The organism is Pseudomonas sp. MPR-R2A5 (assembly GCF_058793055.1).
In genome coordinates, this window is the sequence record NZ_JBXAFK010000016.1 from 70108 (window position 1) to 93002 (window position 22895).

Annotated in this window: 20 protein-coding genes; 10 read left to right on the forward strand and 10 right to left on the reverse strand. The window is 62.3% G+C overall.

Going from position 1 to position 22895, the window contains the following annotated elements:
• Nucleotides 1–10: 10 nt before the first annotated feature.
• From efeO (AC1Q6I_RS13835) to efeU, 4 genes are read right to left on the reverse strand one after another with little or no spacing between them, the layout of a single operon-like run.
• Nucleotides 11–829, reverse strand: a complete 819-nt coding sequence (efeO, locus tag AC1Q6I_RS13835) for an iron uptake system protein EfeO (RefSeq protein ID WP_024075310.1) — start codon at nucleotides 827–829, stop codon at nucleotides 11–13.
• Between the two features lie 27 nt (nucleotides 830–856).
• Nucleotides 857–2164, reverse strand: coding sequence for an iron uptake transporter deferrochelatase/peroxidase subunit (efeB, locus tag AC1Q6I_RS13840; RefSeq protein ID WP_102623866.1), 1308 nt, complete (start codon nucleotides 2162–2164; stop codon nucleotides 857–859).
• A 14-nt stretch (nucleotides 2165–2178) separates the two neighbouring features.
• A complete protein-coding gene (gene efeO / locus AC1Q6I_RS13845; protein WP_024075312.1) occupies nucleotides 2179–3381 on the reverse strand; it encodes an iron uptake system protein EfeO in 1203 nt (400 codons plus the stop codon).
• Nucleotides 3382–3391: 10 nt separating this feature from the next.
• Complete coding sequence (gene efeU, locus AC1Q6I_RS13850; RefSeq protein WP_024075313.1) at nucleotides 3392–4237, reverse strand: iron uptake transporter permease EfeU; 846 nt, start codon at nucleotides 4235–4237, stop codon at nucleotides 3392–3394.
• Between the two features lie 167 nt (nucleotides 4238–4404).
• On the opposite strand from efeU, the gene AC1Q6I_RS13855 reads away from it, so the two are divergent.
• The gene (locus tag AC1Q6I_RS13855; protein ID WP_069075914.1) at nucleotides 4405–5427 is read left to right on the forward strand and encodes an AraC family transcriptional regulator; all 1023 of its coding nucleotides are present in this window, start codon (nucleotides 4405–4407) and stop codon (nucleotides 5425–5427) included.
• Nucleotides 5428–5750: 323 nt separating this feature from the next.
• Here the strand turns inward: AC1Q6I_RS13855 and AC1Q6I_RS13860 are convergent, their stop codons facing one another.
• The 5 genes from AC1Q6I_RS13860 to AC1Q6I_RS13880 all read right to left on the reverse strand — a co-directional run bounded on the left by AC1Q6I_RS13860 (nucleotide 5751) and on the right by AC1Q6I_RS13880 (nucleotide 13367).
• On the reverse strand, nucleotides 5751–6278 hold the full coding sequence (locus AC1Q6I_RS13860) for a hypothetical protein (protein ID WP_041160930.1): 528 nt from the start codon (nucleotides 6276–6278) through the stop codon (nucleotides 5751–5753).
• Nucleotides 6279–6417: 139 nt separating this feature from the next.
• Complete coding sequence (locus tag AC1Q6I_RS13865; protein ID WP_024075316.1) at nucleotides 6418–7833, reverse strand: efflux transporter outer membrane subunit; 1416 nt, start codon at nucleotides 7831–7833, stop codon at nucleotides 6418–6420.
• The gene (locus AC1Q6I_RS13870) at nucleotides 7830–11009 is read right to left on the reverse strand and encodes an efflux RND transporter permease subunit (protein WP_024075317.1); all 3180 of its coding nucleotides are present in this window, start codon (nucleotides 11007–11009) and stop codon (nucleotides 7830–7832) included. The genes AC1Q6I_RS13865 and AC1Q6I_RS13870 overlap by 4 nt, the downstream gene beginning before the upstream one ends.
• 15 nt (nucleotides 11010–11024) lie before the next feature.
• On the reverse strand, nucleotides 11025–12266 hold the full coding sequence (gene mexE / locus AC1Q6I_RS13875) for a multidrug efflux RND transporter periplasmic adaptor subunit MexE (RefSeq protein ID WP_102623865.1): 1242 nt from the start codon (nucleotides 12264–12266) through the stop codon (nucleotides 11025–11027).
• Nucleotides 12267–12470: 204 nt separating this feature from the next.
• Nucleotides 12471–13367 (reverse strand): LysR family transcriptional regulator, encoded by an 897-nt coding sequence (locus AC1Q6I_RS13880; protein ID WP_069075913.1) that lies wholly within the window; start codon nucleotides 13365–13367, stop codon nucleotides 12471–12473.
• A 101-nt stretch (nucleotides 13368–13468) separates the two neighbouring features.
• On the opposite strand from AC1Q6I_RS13880, the gene AC1Q6I_RS13885 reads away from it, so the two are divergent.
• From AC1Q6I_RS13885 to AC1Q6I_RS13905, 5 genes are all read left to right on the forward strand, one after another.
• A complete protein-coding gene (locus AC1Q6I_RS13885) occupies nucleotides 13469–14473 on the forward strand; it encodes a polysaccharide deacetylase family protein (RefSeq protein ID WP_102623842.1) in 1005 nt (334 codons plus the stop codon).
• A gap of 28 nt (nucleotides 14474–14501) precedes the next feature.
• The gene (locus AC1Q6I_RS13890) at nucleotides 14502–15044 is read left to right on the forward strand and encodes an ester cyclase (RefSeq protein ID WP_102623841.1); all 543 of its coding nucleotides are present in this window, start codon (nucleotides 14502–14504) and stop codon (nucleotides 15042–15044) included.
• A gap of 111 nt (nucleotides 15045–15155) precedes the next feature.
• A complete protein-coding gene (locus AC1Q6I_RS13895) occupies nucleotides 15156–15590 on the forward strand; it encodes a nuclear transport factor 2 family protein (RefSeq protein WP_024075322.1) in 435 nt (144 codons plus the stop codon).
• The gene (locus AC1Q6I_RS13900) at nucleotides 15587–17056 is read left to right on the forward strand and encodes an FAD/NAD(P)-binding protein (RefSeq protein ID WP_102623840.1); all 1470 of its coding nucleotides are present in this window, start codon (nucleotides 15587–15589) and stop codon (nucleotides 17054–17056) included. Before AC1Q6I_RS13895 ends, AC1Q6I_RS13900 begins: the two co-directional genes overlap by 4 nt.
• Nucleotides 17053–17718 (forward strand): glutathione S-transferase family protein, encoded by a 666-nt coding sequence (locus tag AC1Q6I_RS13905; protein WP_024075324.1) that lies wholly within the window; start codon nucleotides 17053–17055, stop codon nucleotides 17716–17718. Before AC1Q6I_RS13900 ends, AC1Q6I_RS13905 begins: the two co-directional genes overlap by 4 nt.
• Here the strand turns inward: AC1Q6I_RS13905 and AC1Q6I_RS13910 are convergent.
• On the reverse strand, nucleotides 17693–18454 hold the full coding sequence (locus AC1Q6I_RS13910) for an ArsR/SmtB family transcription factor (RefSeq protein ID WP_102623839.1): 762 nt from the start codon (nucleotides 18452–18454) through the stop codon (nucleotides 17693–17695). The genes AC1Q6I_RS13905 and AC1Q6I_RS13910 overlap by 26 nt on opposite strands.
• A 138-nt stretch (nucleotides 18455–18592) precedes the next feature.
• Between AC1Q6I_RS13910 and AC1Q6I_RS13915 the strand changes: the two genes are divergently transcribed.
• The 4 genes from AC1Q6I_RS13915 to AC1Q6I_RS13930 all read left to right on the forward strand — a co-directional run bounded on the left by AC1Q6I_RS13915 (nucleotide 18593) and on the right by AC1Q6I_RS13930 (nucleotide 22894).
• Nucleotides 18593–19966 carry an MFS transporter gene (locus AC1Q6I_RS13915; RefSeq protein WP_102623838.1) on the forward strand — a complete coding sequence of 458 codons (1374 nt, stop codon included), beginning with the start codon at nucleotides 18593–18595 and terminating at the stop codon, nucleotides 19964–19966.
• 96 nt (nucleotides 19967–20062) lie between these two features.
• The gene (locus AC1Q6I_RS13920) at nucleotides 20063–21403 is read left to right on the forward strand and encodes a lysine N(6)-hydroxylase/L-ornithine N(5)-oxygenase family protein (protein WP_206379763.1); all 1341 of its coding nucleotides are present in this window, start codon (nucleotides 20063–20065) and stop codon (nucleotides 21401–21403) included.
• Between the two features lie 16 nt (nucleotides 21404–21419).
• Entirely contained in the window at nucleotides 21420–21773 is a 354-nt protein-coding gene (locus AC1Q6I_RS13925) for a cupin domain-containing protein (protein ID WP_041160931.1), read from the forward strand.
• Entirely contained in the window at nucleotides 21770–22894 is a 1125-nt protein-coding gene (locus tag AC1Q6I_RS13930) for an NAD(P)/FAD-dependent oxidoreductase (RefSeq protein ID WP_227496877.1), read from the forward strand. The genes AC1Q6I_RS13925 and AC1Q6I_RS13930 overlap by 4 nt, the downstream gene beginning before the upstream one ends.
• Nucleotide 22895: the final 1 nt, after the last annotated feature.

Genomic DNA, 22895 nt, shown 5'->3' on the forward strand with positions numbered 1-22895 from the left:
GCGCGTTGTGTCAGTTCAAACCCAGTTTGCCGCGTAAGGTGGACAGGTCTTCCGCCAGGGTGTTGACCGGACCCACCAGGGCCTTGCGGTCGTTTTCCTTGACCTTGTCATAGGTCTCGAAACCGCCATCCTTGGTTTTGTACTTGGCGAGGATCTTGTCTACGGTGGCGAAGTTTTTGTCGACCTTGGCCAGGAAGGCTTTGTCCTGCTTCTCGATCTGGCCACGGAACAGGTCGACGATTTTCTTCGCGCCGTCGATGTTGCCCTTGAAGTCATACAGGTCGGTGTGGCTGTAGCGGTCTTCTTCACCGGAGATCTTGGTGGCTGCGACTTCTTCGAGCAGCGCCGCGGCACCGCCGACGACTTTCTCAGGCGGGAAGGTCAGGCCGTCGACACGGGTCTTGAGATCGTTGACATCGGCGTTGAGCTTGGTGGTCAGCGCTTCCAGGCCTTTGGTCGAGTTCTGCGAGAACAGCGCGTATTCGATACGGTGGAAGCCGGTGAAGTCTTCGGCGGTCACGCCTTTTTCATGGTCATCCACGCGCGAATCGATCGACGCATCCAGGTCGCTGAACAGTTCGGCGATCGGCTCGATCGACTCGTAGTGCACGCGGGTCGGTGCGTAGAGCTTCTTGGCCGTGGCCAGGTCGCCTTTGTTGATCGCATCGGTGAACGCCTGGGTCTGGGTCACCAGCTCACCGATTTCCTCAGTGACGTAGATCTTGTAGTCCGACACCGGGCCTACAAGGTCCAGCGGCGCGGTAGCGGCGAACGCTGCCAGCGGCGAAAGGGTGATTAACAACGACAATGCGATAGACGACTTCTTCATGGGACGATTTCCGCTCTGGTGTGTGTTTTAGGTGTTGGCAGGGGTGTGCGGGTGCGTTGCCGCGAGGAGCGTGCGCCCGATGAAATCCTTAGGGCCCGTGACCCCCGGCAAGGTGAAGAAATACCCACCGCCGACCGGCTTGAGGTATTCCTCCAGAGGCTCGCCGTTGAGCCGGGTTTGCACGCTGATGAAGCCTTTCTCCAGGTCAGCCTGGTAGCAGATGAACAACAGCCCCATGTCCAGCTGACCGTTTTTATTGACGCCGTTGGAGTAGTTGAACGGCCGGCGCAGGATCAGGTTGGCCTGGGTCTGCGGGGTGCGCGGGTTGGCCAGGCGGATGTGGGCATCGAGCTTGGTCAACTTGCCTTCCGGGTCCTTGCTGTAGTCGGGAACCTGGGTTTCCTGCTGGCCACCCATGGGCGCGCCCGTGGTCTTGACACGGCCGATGATGCTTTCCTGCTCTTGCAGGGGGGTACGGTCCCAACGTTCGACAAAGTTGCGGATAATCCGCACGGCCTGGTAGCTGCCATGGGCGGCCCAGGCGGGCTCATCGCTGCCGGGCTGGACCCAGACGATCTGGTCTATCGCCTGGTTGTCGTTGGAGTTCGGGTTGGCCGAACCGTCACGAAAGCCGAGGAAGTTGCGCGCGCTCTGCGCCGGCTCGCCAGGGCGGGCAGGGGCCTGGGGCGGGACGCTGCCTTCTTGTTTCCAGCGCACCAGCAGCAGGTCGGGCAGGTTCTTCACGATGTCGCGCAAGGCGTGGATATTGGTGTCCGGGGTGTTGGAGCAAAATTGCAGGCTCAGGTCGCCGTGGCACTGCGCCGGCTCCAGGGCATCGTTGGGAAAGCCGACCATGCGGCTCAGGCGCTTAGGCTTGACGCTGCCAAGGCCGAAGCGTTCGTCGAACAGGGATTCACCCACGGACACGGTGATGGTCAGGTTGTCCGGCGTCACCACCGGGCCGAGAATCCCGGAATCGGTGGGCGGCAGCTTCGGGTCGACTTGCGGCACGGTACCGCCGCTCATCAGGAAGCGGATGCGCTCGTTGAGGGTACGGAACAAGCGCTCCAGGTCCTGGCGGTCGTTGGCCAGTACGTCGAACGCCACCAGCATGCCGCAGGCCGGGCGCGGCGTGACGATGCCGCTCTGGTGTTGGCCGATAAAGTCGTGGTGGTCCTGGGTCTTGTCACTGCTGGGGGCGGTGGTGACTTGGGCTTGCGCGGCGGCCGCCATGGCCGGGCAGCTCAAGGTGCTGCCGGCAATCGCGGCGCCGGTGGCGGCCATGCCCAGCAGGACACGGCGGCGCTGAAGGTCAAACAATTGTGAGTCACTCATGTGTGCGGTCGTCTTCACTGCAGGCCGGAAAGGCCAAGGGCGGGGTCGATTCCATCGAGTACATTGGCCAGAGCCTTGGCCTTGTCGGCGATCTGCTTGCGCTGATCGGCGGTAACACTGTCATAGCGGCGGTACTGGCCGTCGACCTTCAAGCCACTGAGCTGGGCATCGAACGCATCGAGCGCGCTGTCGATCTTGGGCAGCAAGTCAGCGGCGGATTTGCTCAGCAACGGGCGCATCAGGTCCACGACCTTGTGGGCGGCATCCAGGTTGGCGGCAAAACCGTTGAGGTCGATATGGCTGTAGCGTTCTTCTTCACCGCTGACGGCGCGTACATCGGCCAGGCTGTTGAGGTTGCGCACCACGATGCTCACCAACTGCTCCGGTGGCAGCGACTGCGCCAGCAGTTGTTGCTTGAGGGTGGTCACGTCGGCAACCAGCCGCTGGGCAATCGGCGCCAGGCCATCGAGGCTGCGCTGTTGGAACAGGCTGTATTCGAGGCGGTGGAAGCCGCTGAAGGCCGGGTCTTGTTCGCGTTTTTCAAAGTAATCCGCGCGGGCGTTGATGGCATTGTCCAGCTCCGCCAGGCGTTGCGACGCCGGGGCCAATCGCTGGTAAGCCTCACGGGCCGGCACGTACAACGCCTGGGCCTGGGCCAGGTCACCGGCGTCGATCGCTTGCTGCAAGGCGCTCACGGCCTTGACCAGTGCACTGCCCTGGCTGCTCAGGTACACGCGGAACTCCGACAGCGGGCCGATAAACGCCACCATCGACGGCTTGGCCTTGGCCTGGGCGTCGGACTCCGCCGTCGCGGTCACATGCAGGGTGCCGCGCGGGTTGCTCAGCAGGCCGCAGGTGATCGCATAGTCGCCGGGCAGCAGGTTGGCATTGATCACCTGGCTCAGGCCGGGGGCGATATTTTCACGTTCTTCGACCACCAGCACGCCATCGAGGATTTCCCACTCCACCGCGCGATCCGAGCGGTTGATGATGCGAAAGCTTGCGCGGCCAGCCGGTACGGTCAGTGCGTTCGGCTCGCAGGCGTGGCCATGAATGGTCACGGCAATTTCATTGTGGTTGGTCTGGCGCTTGGCGGCGGCCATTTGCGAGGCGTAGTAGAACAGGCCTGCGGCGGCGATCATCACGACCACCGAGCCGGCTACCGCCCAGCGCAAGGCGCGGTGCGGGGAGGCGGGTTGAGGCGTTGGGTTGGACAAGGGACGGTCCTTACTGGCTGGAAACGGAAGAAGAGGTGACGGCCGGCTTGGCCGGTGCTGCGGGCAGGAAGAACATCACCAGGGCCACGACCAGGTAAATCAGGTAGGCGCCCAGGGTGCTGACGGTCGGCGCTTCTTGATACCCGAACATCCCGGCCAGTACCGAGCCCAACGGGCTGTCCATCGGCAGCACGGCGCTGAAATCGAACAGCACGGTTTGCAGGTGGTTCCACAGGCCGGCTTCATGCAAGGCCTGCACTGAGTTGGCGAGAATGCCCGCGGCCACCACCAGGATGAACAGACCGGTCCAGCGGAAGAACGCCCCGAGGTTCAGGCGCATGCTGCCGGTGTAGATCAGGAAACCGACGATGACCGCCAGGACCAGGCCGAGCAGGGCGCCCAACGGTGCACCGGGGCCTTCGCTTTGCTGGAACACCGCCAGCAGGAAAAATACGGTTTCCAGGCCTTCGCGCGCCACGGCGAAAAACACCATGAGGATCAACGCGATGACCTGATGTCTGGAGCCGGCCAGTGCATGATCGAGGGAGGCGTGCAGGGAATGCTTGATGGAGCGCGCCACCTTGCGCATCCAGAACACCATGGAACTGAGGATGCCCACAGCCACCAGGCCGACCACGCCTTCAAACAACTCCTGTTGCTTTTGTGGGAACTCGGCGCTGACCAATTCCAGCCCGCCGCCCACCAGCAAGGCCAGCGCGGCAGCGAGAAACACGCCGATCCATACCGCTGGCATCCACTGGCCGCGGCCGGTCTGTTGCAGGTAACTGGCGATGATGCCAACGATCAGGGCTGCTTCAATTCCTTCGCGCAACATGATGAGAAAGGGGACAAGCATTCGGCACCGCAGGGTAACTAGATAGGAAGCTAATTTGTAACATAATGATACTCATTGCTAAACAAGAAATATTGACCTTTACTGAACGCCGGCTGAACGGTGGTGGGGAAGCGCAACCGCCCTTATGATGCACACCACCTTTTGAGCCGTTGGATTGCCCCGCCCCCATGTCGGAAAAAGACACCATTTCCATCCATCTTGTGCGCGAAGCGCTGGCGCAGAGCTGTGCGCCGGGGGCCGCCACCGTTGAAGCGTTGAACAAGGTGGGCATCGACCCCGAGCTGTTGCTGCAGCCCGGCGCACGTGTGTCGGCCACCGCCTACGCGCGGTTGTGGCGCCTGCTGGCGCGTCGCCTGGACGATGAGTTCTTTGGCATGGACCCGCGCAAGCTCAAATCCGGCAGCCTGGCGTTTCTGTGCCGGGCCGCCCTGGCCCAACCCACCGTGGTCGATGGGTTGGAAACCGGGCTGGGGTTCCTGTCATTGATGCTCGACCATCTGCCCGCGCAACTGGTGCGCCAGCAAAGCCTGGCGGAAATCGTGCTGTTGGAAACCGAGGCAGAGCCACGCCGGGCGTTTACCTATTTCACGTACTGGATGATCGTCCACGGTGTTGCCTGCTGGTTGGCGGGGCGGCGTATACCGATCCTCGCCATCGAGCTGCGCTGCCCCCAGCCGGATTTCTGCGATGACTACCAGGTGATGTTCTCTGACAACCTGCGCTTTGATCGACCTCGCACCCGCATGATCTTCTCCGCCGACTGCCTCGACCTGCCCATCAAGCGCAGCCCCGAGGAGCTCAAGCGCTTCCTCGCCCATGCGCCGGCGAACATCCTGGTCAAGTACCGTGACCCCGACAGCCTGGCCACCCGCATCAAGCACGACCTGCGCCAGATGCCACCCGACATCTGGCCGGAAACCGACGGCCTGGCCGCCAGCCTGTGCATCTCCGCCTCAACCTTGCGCCGCCGCCTGGCGGAAGAAGGGCAGACCTATCAGGGCCTCAAGGACAGCGTGCGCAAAGAGCTGGCGATCGTCTGGCTGGCGGAACCCCACATCAGCTTTGCCGAGATCGCGACGCGACTGGGGTTTGCCGACACCAGTTCGTTTTATAAGGCGTTTCGTAAATGGGCGGGGTCGAATCCGGGGCATTATCGGAGTTTGATTTTGAATGAGACAAATAGGCTGTAACCGCAGGGGTGTGCGGGATTAGGAAATAACTGACTTAGTTCTTCTTGCGGACGACAGAAGGGTCTTTCGAGATTTTAGGAAGTTGGGGGCAGAGCGCCACAGATTTACATTCAACAACAGGTGGGCGGTTCCTGGAAAACAGTGGCCGGTAACCCCTTGTCAGCCTATGCCTCATGGCTCGGTCCACTGGGTACTTACCGGGTAATGCTAGAGAACCGCGAAACGGTCTCCAAGTCCTATTGGGGAACGGTCAGGTTCGGTCGGTAATGTCCTGAAGCAGCAGGGCGCCGAGGATGTCGTTGGCGCCCTGCATGGGGCTCATTTCAAGCATGCTCTTCTATCGAAAGTTCGTTTTTGGATGAATTGACGAAAAATGTCAGTGCATTGATTGCGTGATTGGCAGCGACCATGCCCTGGATATATTCGGGGATGCCTTGGGAGCGCTTGACGTTTGGATGACTTTCAACAAACGACAGGTAGTCTTCTAGCTTTTCATTGAATAAAGCGATTGCATTGTATTTTACGTCGGTTTCGGCTTGCTGGCCGTTGGCATCAAAAGCACCCAGGCCAGAGATGAACATATGAAAAGCTTCGCCATCAATGACGCCACTGTTATAGAGTCGGCTGCCGACTTTTTTTAGTTCGTTGGTGGTGATCGACGTCATGTCATAGTCTTTCAAGAATACTTTCAACTCATCAATCGATTGCTGCTTGCCAAGTTTCAGCGTTTCCGCGGCTTTTGATTCTTCCGTTATTGTGAATTTGTTCGTCACCTGTTCCGGATGTTGTATTTGAAACGGGTTCGACGCTTTCGTGTGCCTCATTTGTTCCGCAGTCAACAAAACGGCCATCGTGAAATCCTCCATTAGTTGAAAACTACACTTAATTTATCGGCCATCCTAAATGTCACTTTAAAAAAAAGCCCCGCGACCGAATGGACCGCGGGGCAAAAAATTGGCTGGATGCGACCAACCAAAGGAGCTCTTTACGTTACTGGGCAGTCGCCACGACGGTGTCTGGTTTCCAGCCACCCCCTAGCGCCTTGTAGATCGCCACAATCCCGCGATACAGGTCGACTTCGGCCTGGGCCTGGGAGTCTTCGGCGGCCAGGCGTTCGCGTTGGGCGTCGAGCAGGACCAGGAAGTCCACGGTGCCTTCGCGGTAGCGGATCGCGGCGAGGTCGGCGGCGGCGCGGCTGGATTCGCTTTGACGGATCAGCGAGACCAGGCGTTGCTGGCGTTTGCCGTAATCACTGAAAGCATTCTCGGACTCTTCCAAGGCCAGCAACACTTGCTGCTCGTAGGTCGCCAGGGCGCCATCGGCTTCGGCGTCTGCGCCGCGCAGGCGGGCACGCACGCTGCCCAGGTCAAAGGCGGCCCAGGTAATGCTCGGGCCGAGGGCCCAGGCGTTCGCGGCCGATGAGCCGATCTGCGAACCCCGCCCGGCGGTAAAACCGAGGAAGCCGCTGAGGCTGACCCGTGGGAACAGGTCGGCCTTGGCCACGCCGATGCGCGCGGTGGCGGCGGCGAGTTTGCGTTCGGCGCTGAGGATGTCCGGGCGTCGTTGCAGCAGTTGCCCTGGATCGCCGATCGGCAGCGCCTTGGCAATCGCCGGCAAGTCTTTCGGGCTCAGGTCCACGGTCAGCTTGTCGGGGCGCTGGCCGAGGAGGGTGGCGATGCGGTTACGCTCGCGCACTTGCTCGGCTTGCAGTTGCGGCACGCTGGCTTCCACCGCCGCCAGGCGTGCGTCGGCACGCTCCACGTCGAGTTGATCGCCCACACCGGCGTCGCGCAGGCTGACGGTGATGGTGCGTGACTCCTGTTGGTTCTTCAGGTTGTCCAAGGCGATGCGTTCACGCAACTGCGCGCCACGCAGTTGACCGTAGGCGTCCACCAGTTCGGCAATCATCGTGACTTGCAGTTGGTAGAGGTCGGCTTCGGCGGCCTGCTGGTCGGCGTCGGTGGCTTCCAGGTTACGCTGGATGCGCCCGAACAGGTCCAGTTCCCAGGCCATGTCCAGGCCCAGGTCATACCGCTCGCTGTTCACCCGCCGGGTGGTCTGGCCAGGGATTTGCCCCTTGGCCAGGTCACTGCTGGCGCGGCTGGTAATCGTCGGCATGGCGTCGTTGCTGGCGTCGTCGCGGATCGCCCGTGCAGCGCGCAGGCGGGCAAAGGCGACGCGCAGGTCACGGTTGCCTTGCAGCGATTGCGTGACCAACTGGTTGAGGGTCGGATCGTCGAACTGCTGCCACCAGATGCCTTCGAACTTGGCGTGGTCATACTGTTTGGCATCCGCGGCGGCGGTGATATTCGCCGCCTCCGGGGTCTGGGTTTTGTAGTCCGGGCCCACGGCACAGGCGCTCAGCGCCAGGACCAGCAAGCTCGGCAGAAAGACTTTCACACTCATTGCTGTGTCTCCAGCTTCAAGGCCTTGGCCGCTTTGCGCGCTTCGCTGCGCTCCACATAGCGACGGATCAGTACGTAGAACACTGGCGTCAGCAACAGACCGAAGAAGGTCACACCGATCATCCCGGAGAACACCGCCACACCCATGGCATGCCGCATCTCGGCACCGGCACCGGTGGACAGCACCAAGGGCACCACGCCCATGATGAAGGCGAACGAGGTCATCAGGATCGGCCGCAGACGCAGACGGCAGGCTTCCAGCACCGCAGCGAGCGGGTCGAGGCCTTCCTGCTGTTTGTCCTTGGCAAACTCGACGATCAGAATCGCGTTCTTACAGGCCAGGCCCACCAGTACGATCAGGCCGATCTGGGTGAAGATGTTGTTGTCGCCGCCCGAGATGATCACCCCGGTGATGGCCGACAGCAGCGTCATCGGTACGATCAGGATCACCGCCAGTGGCAGGCTCCAGCTTTCGTATTGGGCGGCCAGTACCAGGAACGCCAGCAGTACGCAGAGCGGGAATACGAACAGCGCGGTGTTGCCCGAGAGGATCTGCTGATAGGTCAGGTCGGTCCACTCGTACGTCATGCCGTTGGGCAGTTCATCCTTCAACAGTTTTTCAATCGCCGCCTGGGCCTGGCCGGAGCTGTAGCCCGGTGCCGCGTTGCCGTTGATTTCAGCGGTGATAAAGCCGTTGTAGTGCATCACACGGTCTGGCCCTGAGGTGTCGCTGACCTTGATGAAGGTGGCCAGTGGGATCATCTCGCCTTTGTTGTTACGCACTTTCAGCTGGCCGATCTGGTCGGAGTCCTGGCGGAACTGTTGTTCAGCCTGCACGTTGACCTGATAGGTACGCCCGAAGCGGTTGAAGTCGTTGGCATACAACGAACCCAGGTACACCTGCAGGGTGTCGAAGATGTCGCTGATTGCCACGCCGTGGGTCTTGGCCTTTTCACGGTCGATGGCCGCGTCGACCTGTGGCACGTTGACCGTGTAGCTGGTGAACAGGCCGAACAACTCCGGCACGCCACGGCTCTTGGTGATGACGTTCTGCACTTCTTTGTACAGCTCGTCATAGCCGAGGTTGCCACGGTCTTCGATCTGCAGGCGGAACCCGCCGATGGTGCCCAGCCCCTGTACCGGCGGCGGTGGGAAGATCGCCATGTAGGCTTCTTCGATGCCGCTGTACTTGCCGTTCAATGCACCGGCAATTGCCCCGGCGGACATGCTCGGGTCTTTGCGCTCATCGAACGGTTTCAAGGTCACGAACACGATGCCGCTGTTCGGGCTGTTGGTGAATCCGTTGATCGACAGGCCCGGGAAGGCAATCGCGGCTTCCACACCGGGTTGCTTCAAGGCAATGTCCGACATGCGCTTCATCACGTTTTCGGTGCGGTCCAGGCTCGCAGCGTCGGGCAGTTGGGCGAAGGCCACCAGGTATTGCTTGTCCTGGGCCGGTACGAAACCGGTCGGGGTGTGGGCAAACCCGAAGAAGGTCAGCACCATCAGGCCGGCGTACACGAACAGGGCAATGCCCGTGCCGCGAATCACCCGGCGTACGGTACCCACGTAGCCATGGCTGGCTTTCTCGAAAAAGCGGTTGAAGGGACGGAACAGCCAGCCGCCAAAGAGCTTGTCGAGGAACTTCGAGAAGCGATCCTTCGGCGCATCGTGACCGCGCAGCAACACGGCGGCCAGGGCAGGGGACAGGGTCAGCGAGTTGAACGCCGAAATCACCGTCGAGATCGCAATGGTCAAGGCGAACTGTTTGTAGAACTGGCCGGTCAAGCCACTGATAAAGGCGGCTGGAATGAACACCGCACACAGCACCAGCGCCGTGGCGATGATCGGGCCGGTCACTTCACTCATGGCTTTTTCAGTCGCCGGGAACGGCGCCAGGCCCAGCTCGATATTACGTTCGACGTTCTCCACCACCACGATGGCGTCGTCCACCACGATGCCGATGGCCAGTACCAGGCCGAACAATGACAGGGCGTTGAGCGAGAACCCGAACAGGTGCATCACCGCAAACGTACCGATCAACGATACCGGTACTGCCACCAACGGAATGATCGAGGCGCGCCAGGTCTGCAGGAACAGGATCACCACCAGCACCACGAGGATCAGTGCTTCGAACAGGGTATGCACGACCGCTTCGATGGAACCGCGCACAAAGATCGTCGGGTCATAGGCGATACGGTAATCCATGCCCGCCGGAAAGCTCTTTTTCAACTCGGCCATCTTGGCGCGCACATCGTTGGAGATGTCGATGGCGTTCGAGCCGGGGCGCTGGAAAATCGGAATTGCGACGGCCGGCTGGTTATCGATCAGCGAGCGCAGCGCGTATTGGCTGGACCCCAGCTCGACGCGGGCGATGTCCTTGAGGCGCGTGATTTCACCGTTGGCGCCGGCGCGGATCACAATGTTCTCGAACTCTTCCTCGGTGACCAGGCGACCCTGGGTATTGACCGACAACTGGAAGCTGGTATCCGTTGGAGCAGGCTGGGCGCCCAGGGCACCGGCTGCTACCTGGCGGTTCTGCTCGCGGATCGCGGTGACCACATCGGTCGCGGTCAGGTTGCGCGAGGCGGTCTTGTTCGGATCCAGCCAGACACGCAGGGAGTAGTCGCCCATGCCGAACAACTGCACGTCGCCCACGCCACCCAAGCGGGCCAGCTCATCCTTGATATTGAGGATCGCGTAGTTGGACAGGTACAGCATGTCGTAACGCTGATCCGGCGAGGTCAAGTGCACCACCATGGTCAGGTCGGGGGAGGCTTTGTCCACGGTAATACCGATGCGCGTCACTTCCTCAGGCAATTTTGGCTGAGTCCGCGTCACACGGTTTTGCACCTGCACCTGCGCGTTGTCCAGGTCGGTGCCCAGGGCGAAGGTGATGGTCAGGGTCAGCTTGCCGTCGGCGGTCGACTGCGAGGACATGTACAGCATGTTCTCGACGCCGGTGATGGCTTGCTCCAACGGTGCGGCCACGGTTTCACCGATGACCTTGGGGTTGGCGCCCGGGAAGTTGGCGCGTACCACCACGGTGGGCGGCACCACTTCCGGGTATTCGCTGATCGGCAACTGGAACAGCGAGATCGCACCGGCGATCAGGATCAGCAGCGACAGCACCGCTGCGAAGATCGGCCGCGAAATGAAGAACTTGGAAAAATTCATCTTGAGTCGTATCCCTTAACCGCGTGGAGTCGCAGCGCTGGCAAGTTTGGGCGCGGTTTTGTCCGGCGCCACTTGTTCCAGGTTGCTGGCTTCAAGCGCTTGTCGTTGTTGGGCCAAGGCGGCGAGGGTTTCCTTGCTGGCCATCGGAATGGTTTCCGGGGCGACCGGCGAGCCGGGGCGCGCGCGTTGCAGGCCCTTGACGATAATGGTGTCGTCCTTGTTCAGGCCGCTGCGCACAATACGCAAGCCTTCGATCTTCGGCCCCAGCTCCACCGCGCGATAAGCCGGCTTGTCGCCTTCCATCACCAGCACGAACTTCTTGCCCAGGTCGGTACCCACGGCCTCGTCGTTGATGAGCACGGCGGAGTAGGTGCCGCTGCCGACCAGTTTCAGGCGTGCGTACAGGCCAGGGGTGTATTCGCCTTTGCTGTTATCGAACACGGCGCGGCCACGGATGGTGCCGGTGGCCGGGTTGACCTGGTTGTCGACAAAGTTCATCTGGCCCAGGTGCGGGTTGCCGGTTTCATTCGACAGGCCCAGGTACACCGGGGTGGTCGCCCCGCGACGGCCTTGGCGAGCCAGCTCGGTGTACTTGAGGTACACGCGCTCATCGGCGTCGAAGTAGGCGTAGACCTTGTCGGTGGAGACCACGCTGGTCAGCGCGGTGACATCGGCGGTCACCAGGTTGCCGGCGGTGATTTCGGCACGGCTGACGCGGCCGCTGATCGGCGAGGTCACGCGGGTAAAGCTCAGGTTCAGCTTGGCCAGGTCCAACTGCGCCTGGATCCCGGCGACAGCCGCGCGGGCTTCCTGGGCGGCGGTGGTGCGCGAGTCGGCCAGTTCGGCGGAGATCGCATTGCTCTGGCGCAGGCGCTCGCCGCGTTGGGCTTCGTTATCGCTGCGGGTGGCAGCGGCTTTGGTTTGCGCCAGTTGGGCTTCGAGGCGGCGCACTTCAGCCTGGAATGGACGCGGGTCGATCTGGAACAGCAGGTCGCCTTTCTTGACCAAAGCGCCTTCGGTGAAAGCGACTTGGTCAATCTGGCCAGAAACCCGTGGACGAATCTGTACGGTCTCAGGCGCTTCCAGGCGACCGGTGAACTCGTCCCACTCGTTGACCGGTTGTTCGAGTACCTTGGCCACGCTGACTTTCGCAGCAGGCATGGCGGCAGCTTGTTCCGGCGCCTTGCCGCACGCGCTCATCACTACCACGGCCAAAATCGCCAAGGGAAAGCGTAAGTGTTTGAGTGACTGTTCCATGAGGTGCATCCGCCAATGTATTTGAGATGGGCGGATCATGCGCGGCGAGGCGGTATGTCACGAATCGAATGAAGCAAAGGTAACTATCATTCGGAATGATATAAGCGCGTTGTCAGCCCTCTAGCATGCAGGTTTCATTAGGCAGCTATCAATGTGATTGATAGCAAAGGTGTGTTGCGCAGGCTGCAAGGAACTTATCCAGGCTTACGGTGTGCCCTCAGCCGTCAACTGCGCGGCGATCCGCTCTATCAGCAGGCGCACGCGCCTGGGCTGGACCCGCGAGGGCGGGTAGACGATGTTCAGTGCGGTGCCACCCAGGTCGTAGTCCTTGAGTACTTCGACCAAGCGCCCGGCATCGAGGTCGGCGCGCACATCCCACACCGATTTCAAGCACAGGCCATGGCCGGCCAGGCACCATTGCCGGACCAGCGCGCCGTCATTCGCCACGCGGCGGCCACTCACCAGGATGCGGTGTGTCTTGCCGTGCAGCTTGAAGGTCCATTCCCGCGCGATATTGATACCGAAGCGCATGACCAGGCATTCATGTCGGGTCAAGTCCTCGGGGTGTTGCGGGGTGCCATGCCGGGCCAGGTACAGCGGTGACGCACACACAACACGTCGGTTTTCACCGATCAGCCGCGCATGCAGCGTGCTGTCGGCCAACGCGCCGAAGCGCACGGCGAAATCGATTCCCTGGCTGACGGGATCGACGTAGCCGTCGCTGAGGTTCAGGTCGATGCTGACCTGCGGGTACTCCTGCATAAACTGCGCAAGGATCGGCTCGATGTATTGGCGGCCCAGGTCTTCCGGGGCGCTGAGGCGGATCGGCCCGGAAATTCTCTGGGTGCCCAAGCGAATGCTGCTGTGCAACTCATCCGCCTCCGCCAGCAGGCGCCGGGCGCCATCGACCAGCAGGCGACCTTCATCCGTGAGGTTTATCGCGCGGGTGGTGCGGTTGAGCAGGCTGGCACCGTAGAAACTCTCCAACTGCGCCAGCCGTTCCGACACGGAGGCCGGCGATAAACCCAGTTCCCGGCCGGCCGCGGATAACCCGCCTTTCTCGACAATCAGCAAAAACAGCTCAAGGTTCTTCAGTAGCATTATTCGGTTTTTCCGAAAGTGATTTTTGATTTTCGCTCAATTATCAAAATAAACCTAAAGGCTTAGGGTTGCATCCGTGTTTATCCAACGGAGTGACGCTCATGTCATACGTGAACCTGCAACGGCGTACTTTCCTGGCCCAGGCGGGCGCCGGTGCCGCGGTACTAACCGCCGGATCGTTGCTCGGCACGGCCAACGCGGCCACGGCGCCAACGGACGCTGCCCCAGCGGCAAGCGTACGCCGGGCCAAGGGCGGCTTCTGGCCGGGCAATACGCGCCTGGTGGTGTCGGTGTCGATGCAATTCGAAGCCGGCGGGCAACCGCTCAAGGGCACCGACAGCCCGTTTCCCCCTGTGGACTTTCCCGACAACGTGCCCGCCGATCCGGCCACCAATACCTGGTTCGCCTACGGCTACCGCGAAGGTATTCCCAGGCTGCTCGACCTCTGGGACCGGCATGGCGTCAAGGTCACCAGCCACATGATCGGGGACGCGGTAAAGCGCCACCCTGAATTGGCCCGCGAGATCGTCGCGCGCGGCCATGAAGCCTCCGGCCATGGCCCGCGCTGGAGTTCGCAATTTGCCATGAGCCGTGATGAAGAACGCACGTTCCTGCGCCAGGCCGCCCGCATGCTGCAAGACGTCACCGGCCAACCGGTCAGCGGCTACAACTGCAATTGGTTGCGCCGCGGCCCCAATACCTTGTCGTTGCTGCAAGAGCTGGGCTACGTCTATCACATCGATGATGTGAGCCGTGACGAGCCGTTTATCGAACAGGTCAACGGCAAGGACTTTGTGGTGGTGCCGTACACCTTGCGCAACAACGACATTGTCCTGATCGAAGGCCGCAACTACTCACCGTCGCAGTTCCTGGAACAGGTGAAGCTGGATTTCGACCAGCTGTACGAAGAGGCCGGCAGCCGGCGCCGCATGATGTCGATCAGTGCCCACGACCGCATCAGCGGTACGCCGCAAATGGTCAGGGTCTGGGATGAGTTCCTGCGCTACGCCAACAGCCACCCCGGCGTTGCCTTCATGCGCAAGGACGCGATCGCGCAATACACCCTCAAAAGCCCCCTCAGCGTCAGGGAAAGCGAGACGATTTGAACCGTCCCCCATACAAGGAAACTGCAGCATGAAACACTCAGCAATATCGCGCTTTGGCATTGTCATTACGCTCCTGGCCTCGTCGTTTTGCAGCGCGGCCATGGCGGCAACCCCCGAGCTGGTGAAGCCGGGCGTGCGGGTGATCGACAACAGCCTGTCGGCCGCACAGCGGGCCAGCATGGAAACCGCCGCCCTGCGCTATGACACCTTCTGGAATACCGGTGACGAACGCCTGGCGCTGCAAGCCCTGGCCGATGATTTCGTCGACAAAACCCCGCCGCCCGGTCGTCAACCCGGCCCGCAGGGCGCGTTGCTGGCGTCGCGGACCTTTCGCGGTGCGGTGCCGGACCTGCGTTGCGAGGTCGAACAGATGATCCTTGCCGGTGACCGGGTGGTGGTGCACCTGCATTTTCGCGGGCATTTCACCGGTACATTCGGCCAGATCAAGGGGGCCGGGCAATCGGTGGATTTTATCGCCACCGATATCTACCAGATCGAAAACGGCAAGATCGCCGCCAACTGGCACATCGAAGACAACCTGAGTGTGATGAAACAGCTGGGCGCGCTCTGACGCCTGAGAGGGGCAGGGCAGACACTTCGGGCCAGGTCGAAGCATCCTGGGGTGGCAATTCCCTATAGTTGGGGCTTCTATTATTGCAGTGTTGCCCCCTGAGGAAACTCCATGACTTCGTCTATCGATCCTGGCCTGTTGGGTATTTATGAAGCTTGGCACACCACCGTCTGTGCGGGCGACCTCGCGGCCACTGCAGCGCTGTACGCAGAACACGCGGTGTTCGAGACACCCCTGGTGCTGGCGATCTACCCCGACCACGGCAGCGGGGTACTGGTGGGGCGCGACGTGATCCAACGGTTCATGGAAGACAGCAAGCGCAAGTTCCCCAGTGACTTGGCCGAGTGGTATCGCAGCGACAAAGCGTTCATCAATGGTCGCAACCTGACCTGGGAGTACCCGCGCAAGACGCCCAAAGGCGAACAGGTCGACCTGATGGAAATGATGGAGATCGAAAACGGCCTGATCACCTATCACCGCGTGTATTGGGGCTGGTACGGCGTACGGTTGCTGGCGCCTGTCCTGGCCAAGGCGCATACGTTGTGACGCGGCGGGCGACGGTCGCCATCATTGGTGGCTCAGTCACCGGCGTTGCGGCCTTTATCAAGCTGGTGCGCACGGGCGTGGCGGGTTGCATCGAGATCATCGATCCCGAAGGGCTGGCGGATTCAATCGCCTTCACGGCCTCCCAGGACGCGCTGTTGTGCAATACCTCGGTGCAGACCATGTCGGTGCTGGACGACGACATGCATGACTTCCAGCACTACCTGCGGGACCAAGGCATCGATGCCGGTGAACAGGCGTTTGTGCCGCGGGCCTGGGTGTCGGGCTACCTCAAACAGCGGTATGCCGAGTATCGCGACCTGGCCGAGGCCCGGGGCATCGAGCACCGGGTGGTGCGTGCGGCGGTGCGCCATATCAAGCCGGTCGCCCACGGTGATTACCGCTTGGAACTGGAGGATGGCAGCCAGCGTTCAGCCTCGGCGGTGCTGGTATGCACCGGCAGCGCGGCGCCGTTTGTGCCGCCGCTGGTGACCCCGCACCTGGGCGCACCGGGGATTTTCGCGACGCCGTACCCGACCCGGTCGTGGTTGGCGAGCCTGACCCGGCCTTCGCGGGTATTGGTGCTGGGCAGTCGGTTGTCGGCCATCGATAGCGTGCTGCTGTTGTGCGGCGCGGGGCACCAGGTGCTGATGGCTTCGCCGTCCGGGCGTTTGCCGGGCGTGCGCACGGGCACTCCCCGACGGTGCACGGCGAGCCTGGATGAAGCGCGGTTTGCCCGACTGGACCTGGAAAGCCCCAAGCTGTACTGGCATTTGCTGCGCATCGTCGCGCGTTCGGCCAAGGCCATCAGTGGCCGCTCGTTGCGCGCGCAGATCGATCGCAGTGCCGAGCCTGTCCAGCGCCTGCGCGGTGAAATCGCCCTGGCCGAGGGGGGCGCGACAGACTGGCAAAACCTGCTGGTGCAGTGCATGGACCTGGCCGACATCAAGCTGCGCGCCGCGCCGCCGGCAGTCAGGCTGGCGGCGCTGCAAAACTGCTGGGAAGCGGTTGGGCGCTACCTGTTCGCGGTGCCGTTGCAGACCGCGACCACCCTGTTGCGCCTGATTGACCAAGGGCAGCTGCAATTGGCGCCCCAGTTGCCGACGACGCTGGAGTGGCAGGGCAGATGGCAGGCCCGTGACCGCCATGGCCGTGTCGAAGTGGTCGATGCCGTGGTCTGCGCCACCGGCTTTCACAAGCAACCGTTCCATGCCACCCCGGACGGCCTGGCCCTGCACGTGACGCCCGCCACGCCCTGCACGCCCCCCGAAGTGTCTGCGCAATTGCAGGTCAGCTTGCCGGGCGCCGGGGCGCCGGAAAACATCTGGCTGCTGGGCGTGGCCTCCTACCTGGCGGCGCCGATGGTCAATTCGGTGTACCAATCGGTGCGTCAGGCGGGCGAGGTGGTGGTGATGCTCGGCGAGCACTTTTCATTAATGGACGAACAGGCAACCGAGGCAGTGGCATGAAAGTGTATGGCGACAGAGGTTCGAGCAATACCCGGCGTGTGCTGACCACGGCCGCTTACCTGGGGCTGGACGTGGAATTCGTGTTCCTCGACCTGTTCAGCGGCCAGAACCGTACGCCGGAGTACCTGGCGCTCAACCCGAACGGCACGATCCCGACCTTTGTCGACGGCGACGTGGTGCTGTTCGAGGCGTCGGCCATCATGATTTACCTGGCGGAACAGGCCGGTTCGTCGTTGTTGCCCTCGGGCAAGGCCAAGTACGAAACCCTCAAGTGGATGTTCTGGGCCGCCGAACATTTTCGCCGCGGGCCCACGGTGCTGATCGAACAGCGTTTCATGGAGCGCCTGAAGGGGCATGCCGAAAACCCGACCCTGGTTGCGGAAGCCCTGCACGCCATCCACCGCTACACCGCCGTGCTCGAGGGGCACCTGAGTACCCGCCGGTTTATGGTCGGCGATGGGCTGACCCTGGCCGACATCGACCTGGCGGCGCCCTTGAGCCATATCCCGCGTACCCAGGCGCCGTTCCTGGAGTATCCCCATGTGGCGGCCTGGTATGAGCGGATCAACGCGATTGCCGCCTGGCAGCAGAGCGGGGTTGCCCAGGAGCGCAGGATCCGCGAAATCGAAGGGCTGTTCAGCCCGCGGCGGGAGCCGGCATAAGCCTTTTGCGGGCCGGCGCCATCGCATGCAAGGGCGCCTCCAGATGCCGCAAGTGTTCAATCCCCAAATGCATTTTGAACGCGCGCCAGCCGGCGCCGGTGACGTGCACCGCGCGCGTGCCGGTGGTTCGCCTTAGCCAGCCCAGCTGGCAAAAGGTCTCCAGCAGATGGGCCCCAAGCGGGCCGGCGATGTGGTGCTCGCGTTCGGTCCAGTCCAGGCAACGACGGGCCTGGACGTGGTCCTGGAAGCACGGCTCGCCATTGTCCGGGTTAAGCGATTGCAGCCATTCAATGCCGCGCAGCGTCAGCACATATTCGCGTTCGTTGCGATCGAGGATGTAGCCACGGTCGAGCATGCCCTGGGTCACCGCAACGCCGACCTGGCCGGCCAGGTGGTCGTAGCAGCAACGGGCAAAGCGCAGCTCATGGGCGGCACGGTTGGGCAGGCTGCGCCAGGTACTGGTCTGCGGCGACACCGCCGCCAGGCTTTCCAATACATGGGATACATCAGGGCCGGCCAACTGATAGAAGCGGTTGCGGCCCTTGGTCTCGACCGTGAGCAAACCGCCATCGAGCAACTTCGCCAGGTGTGAACTGGCTGTCTGCGGTGTCACCCCAGCAGCATCGGCCAGGGCACTGGCGGACATGGAACTGCCATCGGCCAGGGTGATGAGGATCACGGCGCGTACAGGCTCGGCGATCAGGTAGGCGATGGATGAAATTTTGGGCTGGGTCATTCCATTGAACTCCGCGCTTGCCAGGTGATGTCGGGTTTCAGGATGACATAAACACTAACACTTCGACACAGCCCGAAGCGTTTCAATTGAAAAGCTGCTTATAGTCAAAGCGCCATTATGGATAGGAAAGACGGGGTTATGGAACTCAACACGCGCTACCAACGACAGGTACTGATCGCCACCAGCCTCAGCTATGTGGTCGTCATTCTGGATACCTCCATCGTCAACGTGGCACTGGAGTCCATCTCCCAGACGTTCGGCTCGGATATCACCGGCCTGCAATGGGTGATCAACGCTTACACCCTGACCTTTGCCAGCCTGCTGCTGACGGGCGGCTTGCTCGGCGACCGCTACGGAGCAAAGAAAATCTACGCCGTCGGCCTCGGCCTGTTTGCGCTGGCCTCGGGCTTATGCGGGCTGGCCAACGATCTGCCTGAACTGGTGGGCGCACGCGTCCTGCAAGGGGTAGGGGCCGCGCTGCTGGTGCCATGCTCCTTGATGCTGATCAACAGCGCCTACCCACAGACCCACCAGCGTGCCAGTGCCATCGGCGTGTGGGCAGGCTGCGGTGGTATTGCCATGGCGGCCGGCCCCTTGGTGGGTGGGGTGCTGATCGAACTGTTCGGCTGGCGCAGTATTTTCCTGATCAACGTGCCGATTGCCCTGGTCGGCGTCTGGCTGACGTCGCGCATCCCATCTTCAGCGCCCCTGGCGCCCAACCGCCACTTGGATGTCACGGGGCAAATCACCGCCATTATTGCGCTGGCGACCTCGGTGGCCGTGCTGATCGAAGGGGCCAAACTGGGGTGGAATTCCGAGTGGGTCTACGTCGGGGTGTTTGTCGCGTGTATCGCCTGGTGCGCATTCCTGGTGACCGAGAGCCGGCACAAGGACCCGATGCTGCCGCTGCATTACTTCCGTAACCCGGTGTTTTCCGGGGCAACGTTCCTGTCGCTGGTCTCGGCCCTGGTGTTCTACGGGTTGTTTTTCCTGCTCAGCCTGTACTTCCAGACCGACCGGGGCTGGTCACCGTTGGAGACGGGCCTGGCGTTCCTGCCATTGACCGCCATGGTCACCCTCGGCAGCTTCACCTGCGGCCGGTTGACCCGGGCCTATGGCGCCCGCGCCGTGCTGTGTGCGGGGTTCGGCCTGTACACCCTGGGGTTTATCGGCCTGTTCGCGTTGGCCGTCGATGCGCCGTACTGGCGCATCGCGCTGTGTTACCCGGCGGTGGGGTTCGGTGCGGGGATCATTACGCCGGCCGCCACCTCCGTGCTCATGAGTGTGGTTGATCGTGCCAAGGCCGGGGTGGCCGCAGGCACGCTCAATGCCAGTCGACAAAGTGGTTCAGCCTTTGGCGTGGCGATCTTCGGGGCCCTGTTGACCTCGATCGAACCGCGTAGCGATGCCATCTACCTCGCTGTCAGCGTTGCGATCGGCTTGTCATTGCTGGCCATGATGCTGTCCGCCCTGGTGCTCAAGGTGCCAGCTGCGCACCCCGTGAAAAACTGATGCGTTTGCATTTGTAAAACCATTGCCCAGCACGCCTTCGTGAATGCCGCGAGGCGCCGCTGCACCTGAAAAACATCATCACTAGGGATAATGATCATGAATGTGCTCTCTGCGGCAGCCGTTGTAGATATAGCGGGAATCGGCATTGGCCCGGCTAATTTGAGCCTGGCGGCGCTGGCCCAGCCCAAACCCGGCCTTACCGCGACGTTTTTCGAGCGCAGCAGCGAATTTCAATGGCATGCGGGGATGATGGTGCCCGACGCCATGTTGCAGGTGCACTACCTCAAGGACCTGGTCAGCCTGGTGGACCCGTCCAATCCACTGTCGTTCCTCGCCTACCTGGCCAAGCAAAAACAGTTGTTGAGCTTTATCAACGCCAATTTCGATCAAGTGCTGCGCCGCGAATTCAACCAGTACTACCGCTGGGCCTGTACCCAACTGCCCAACCTGCATTTCAACAGCGAAGTGCGCTCGGTGGAGTTCGAGAACGGGCTGTTCCTGCTCAAGGGCGATACCTGGGTCCAGCCGGCGCGCAACCTGGTGCTGGGCACCGGGCAACAGCCTTCGATCCCGGCATTCGCGCGCCCACACCTGGGCGACACGCTGTTTCATTCCTCCCAGTACATGACCCGCAAGCGCAGCCTGAAAGACAAGCGTGTGGTGGTGATCGGCGGCGGCCAGACCGGCGCCGAGATCATTCAGCACCTGCTGTCCGACACCAGCGCGCTACCGGCCAGCGTGACCTGGGTGTCGCGGCGCTGGAATTTCTCGCCGCTGGATGAATCGCCCTTTACCAACGAGCTGTATACCCCGCAATACAGCGACCACTTCTTTGCCCAACCCGAGGCCGTGCGCCAGTCGCTGCTGGTCGAACAGAAACTGGCGAGCGACGGCATCTCCCAATCGTTGTTGCAATCGATTTACCGCCGCCTGTACGAGCTCAAGCACGTGCTGCATCACCCTTGCAAAGTCCGCCTGTTGCCGGGCCGCGAGTTGACCGCAGTCCAGCAGCGTCCCCATCACTGGAGCCTGTCGCTGGTGCATGGGCACAGCCATGTGCAGGAAGAGCTGAGTGCCGACATGGCGGTGCTGTGCACCGGGTACGCCTACCAGATGCCGGAATGCCTGGGGGCGATCGAGCCACGCATCACCCGGCGCAACGGCGAATACGTGTTCAACCAGGACTACTCCGTGCAGTGGGACGGCCCGCAGGGGTCGGCCATCTACGTGCAAAACGCCGCGCGCAGCCAGAAAGGCATCGCCGACCCGAACCTGGGCCTGATTCCCTGGCGCTGCGCAAACATCCTCAACAGCGTCAGCGGGCAAGCCCTGTACGACCTGGACGAACCCGACGCGTTCGTCCAATGGGGCCCCAGCGCTGCCTTCGACGAGGTCAGCGACGCGCGTTTCGATCGCCTGACCGCCCTCGCCAACTAGACCCAGGAGCCCGGCCATGGAGCCCATCACACTACCGCCCAACGGCAACGCCCCGGTCATTCGCGAAACCGAGGAACCGGTGGCGCTGCAAGGCGTGCACCTGTACCTGCACCACTTTTCCGGCAAATTGGTCAACGCCCCGATCCAGTCCTCGCGTTTCACCATCGATCCCGACTGCGCAACGGATGAAGACAGGCACGCAGTCAACGAGATCTGGTTTATCAGCGGCGGCGACCTCAACGTGTTCTACGACGGTACCTGGCACGCGGTAAAAAATGGCGACAGTTTGTATTTTGCCCCCTGGCGCCCACATTTAGCGCGCAACGCCGGCACCGCGCAGGTCCAGGTGTTTTCGGTGTGGTGGGCATGAGCATGCAGCAGGATTTCGACCTGGTGATTGTCGGCGGCGGCATTATCGGCGCCTGGGCCTTGCACCACGCGGTACAGCGTTACCCGCACTGGCGGATTCTGTTGATCGACCGCTACCGCATCGGCGATGGGGCGACCTCGCACTCGGCGGGGGTGCTGCTGGCCACCGGGCGCTCGGCACGCGAACGGCGCCTGGCCGGGGAGAGTGCCGGGCTGTACCGCGCGCTGCGTGATCGGCTGGGCATCCGCACCAGCCAGGCGCCGGTGTACTGGCTGGCGGATCGCAGCCTGACGCCCGAGATTCAGCAGGCCGTGGTCGAGGCCACGGTCGAGCCCGCCGACCTGTCGGCCGCCGACCTCGGTGAACGCCTGGGTGCGCCGCTCACGGTGGGCACGGGCGAGTGCCTGTTGCGCGGCGGCACCGCCGAAAGCTACGAGCCGCCTTGGGTGGCGCGGTTGCTGATCAGCCAGAGCCTGGCCAGCGCCCAGGTGCGTTGCATCGAGGGCGTGGGTGTGCAGCGTATCGATGCGCAGGGCAGCGGTTCGCGTATCACCCTGGCCGATGGCGCCAGCGTGCGCGCCCGACGCACCCTGGTTGCCACCGGGCCATGGGTCAGCGAGTCGCCGTTTGGCGCACTCGCTACCGAGCACGGGCTACGGGTCAAGAAGGTGGTGGCCTTGCATATCGATGGCGTACCGCCGGCGAATGCCGCGGCGTTGTTCCTGCCGCAATCCGATGCGTACCTGATGCCACTGGCCGCCCGCAACCAATGGCTGTTCAGCTTTCGTTGCGATGAATGGGATGTGGCGCCGCGCAAGCACGCGCTGGAAATCACTCCCCACGACCGGGACGTCGCCAACCGCACGCTGGCGCACTACCTGCCGGCGTTGGTGGCGCGGTGTCGCGGCGGCCGGGTGTTCTGCGACAGCTACAGCCCCAGCGGCGAATCGCGGGTGAGCTTCGACCCGGTGCACCACCTGGTATTTGCCGGTGCCGGCAGTGGTGCGGGTTTCCGCCTGGCCCCCGGCATTGCCCGCGAGGCCCTCGATTTGATCGTGGCTCATCGGCCCGATACGGCGGCCATCGCCGAACCCACACTTTCCGCTGCCTCGATGGATTGAA

Excerpts from the sequence above, each read along its gene's own strand:
- efeO (WP_024075310.1), bottom strand. The coding sequence starts at position 829 with ATGAAGAAGTCGTCTATCGCATTGTCGTTGTTAATCACCCTTTCGCCG.
- efeB (WP_102623866.1), bottom strand. The coding sequence starts at position 2,164 with ATGAGTGACTCACAATTGTTTGACCTTCAGCGCCGCCGTGTCCTGCTG.
- efeU (WP_024075313.1), bottom strand. The coding sequence starts at position 4,237 with ATGCTTGTCCCCTTTCTCATCATGTTGCGCGAAGGAATTGAAGCAGCC.
- AC1Q6I_RS13855 (WP_069075914.1), top strand. The coding sequence starts at position 4,405 with ATGTCGGAAAAAGACACCATTTCCATCCATCTTGTGCGCGAAGCGCTG.
- AC1Q6I_RS13860 (WP_041160930.1), bottom strand. The coding sequence starts at position 6,278 with ATGGCCGTTTTGTTGACTGCGGAACAAATGAGGCACACGAAAGCGTCG.
- AC1Q6I_RS13865 (WP_024075316.1), bottom strand. The coding sequence starts at position 7,833 with ATGAGTGTGAAAGTCTTTCTGCCGAGCTTGCTGGTCCTGGCGCTGAGC.
- AC1Q6I_RS13870 (WP_024075317.1), bottom strand. The coding sequence starts at position 11,009 with ATGAATTTTTCCAAGTTCTTCATTTCGCGGCCGATCTTCGCAGCGGTG.
- mexE (WP_102623865.1), bottom strand. The coding sequence starts at position 12,266 with ATGGAACAGTCACTCAAACACTTACGCTTTCCCTTGGCGATTTTGGCC.
- AC1Q6I_RS13880 (WP_069075913.1), bottom strand. The coding sequence starts at position 13,367 with ATGCTACTGAAGAACCTTGAGCTGTTTTTGCTGATTGTCGAGAAAGGC.
- AC1Q6I_RS13885 (WP_102623842.1), top strand. The coding sequence starts at position 13,469 with ATGTCATACGTGAACCTGCAACGGCGTACTTTCCTGGCCCAGGCGGGC.
- AC1Q6I_RS13890 (WP_102623841.1), top strand. The coding sequence starts at position 14,502 with ATGAAACACTCAGCAATATCGCGCTTTGGCATTGTCATTACGCTCCTG.
- AC1Q6I_RS13895 (WP_024075322.1), top strand. The coding sequence starts at position 15,156 with ATGACTTCGTCTATCGATCCTGGCCTGTTGGGTATTTATGAAGCTTGG.
- AC1Q6I_RS13905 (WP_024075324.1), top strand. The coding sequence starts at position 17,053 with ATGAAAGTGTATGGCGACAGAGGTTCGAGCAATACCCGGCGTGTGCTG.
- AC1Q6I_RS13910 (WP_102623839.1), bottom strand. The coding sequence starts at position 18,454 with ATGACCCAGCCCAAAATTTCATCCATCGCCTACCTGATCGCCGAGCCT.
- AC1Q6I_RS13915 (WP_102623838.1), top strand. The coding sequence starts at position 18,593 with ATGGAACTCAACACGCGCTACCAACGACAGGTACTGATCGCCACCAGC.
- AC1Q6I_RS13920 (WP_206379763.1), top strand. The coding sequence starts at position 20,063 with ATGAATGTGCTCTCTGCGGCAGCCGTTGTAGATATAGCGGGAATCGGC.
- AC1Q6I_RS13925 (WP_041160931.1), top strand. The coding sequence starts at position 21,420 with ATGGAGCCCATCACACTACCGCCCAACGGCAACGCCCCGGTCATTCGC.
- AC1Q6I_RS13930 (WP_227496877.1), top strand. The coding sequence starts at position 21,770 with ATGAGCATGCAGCAGGATTTCGACCTGGTGATTGTCGGCGGCGGCATT.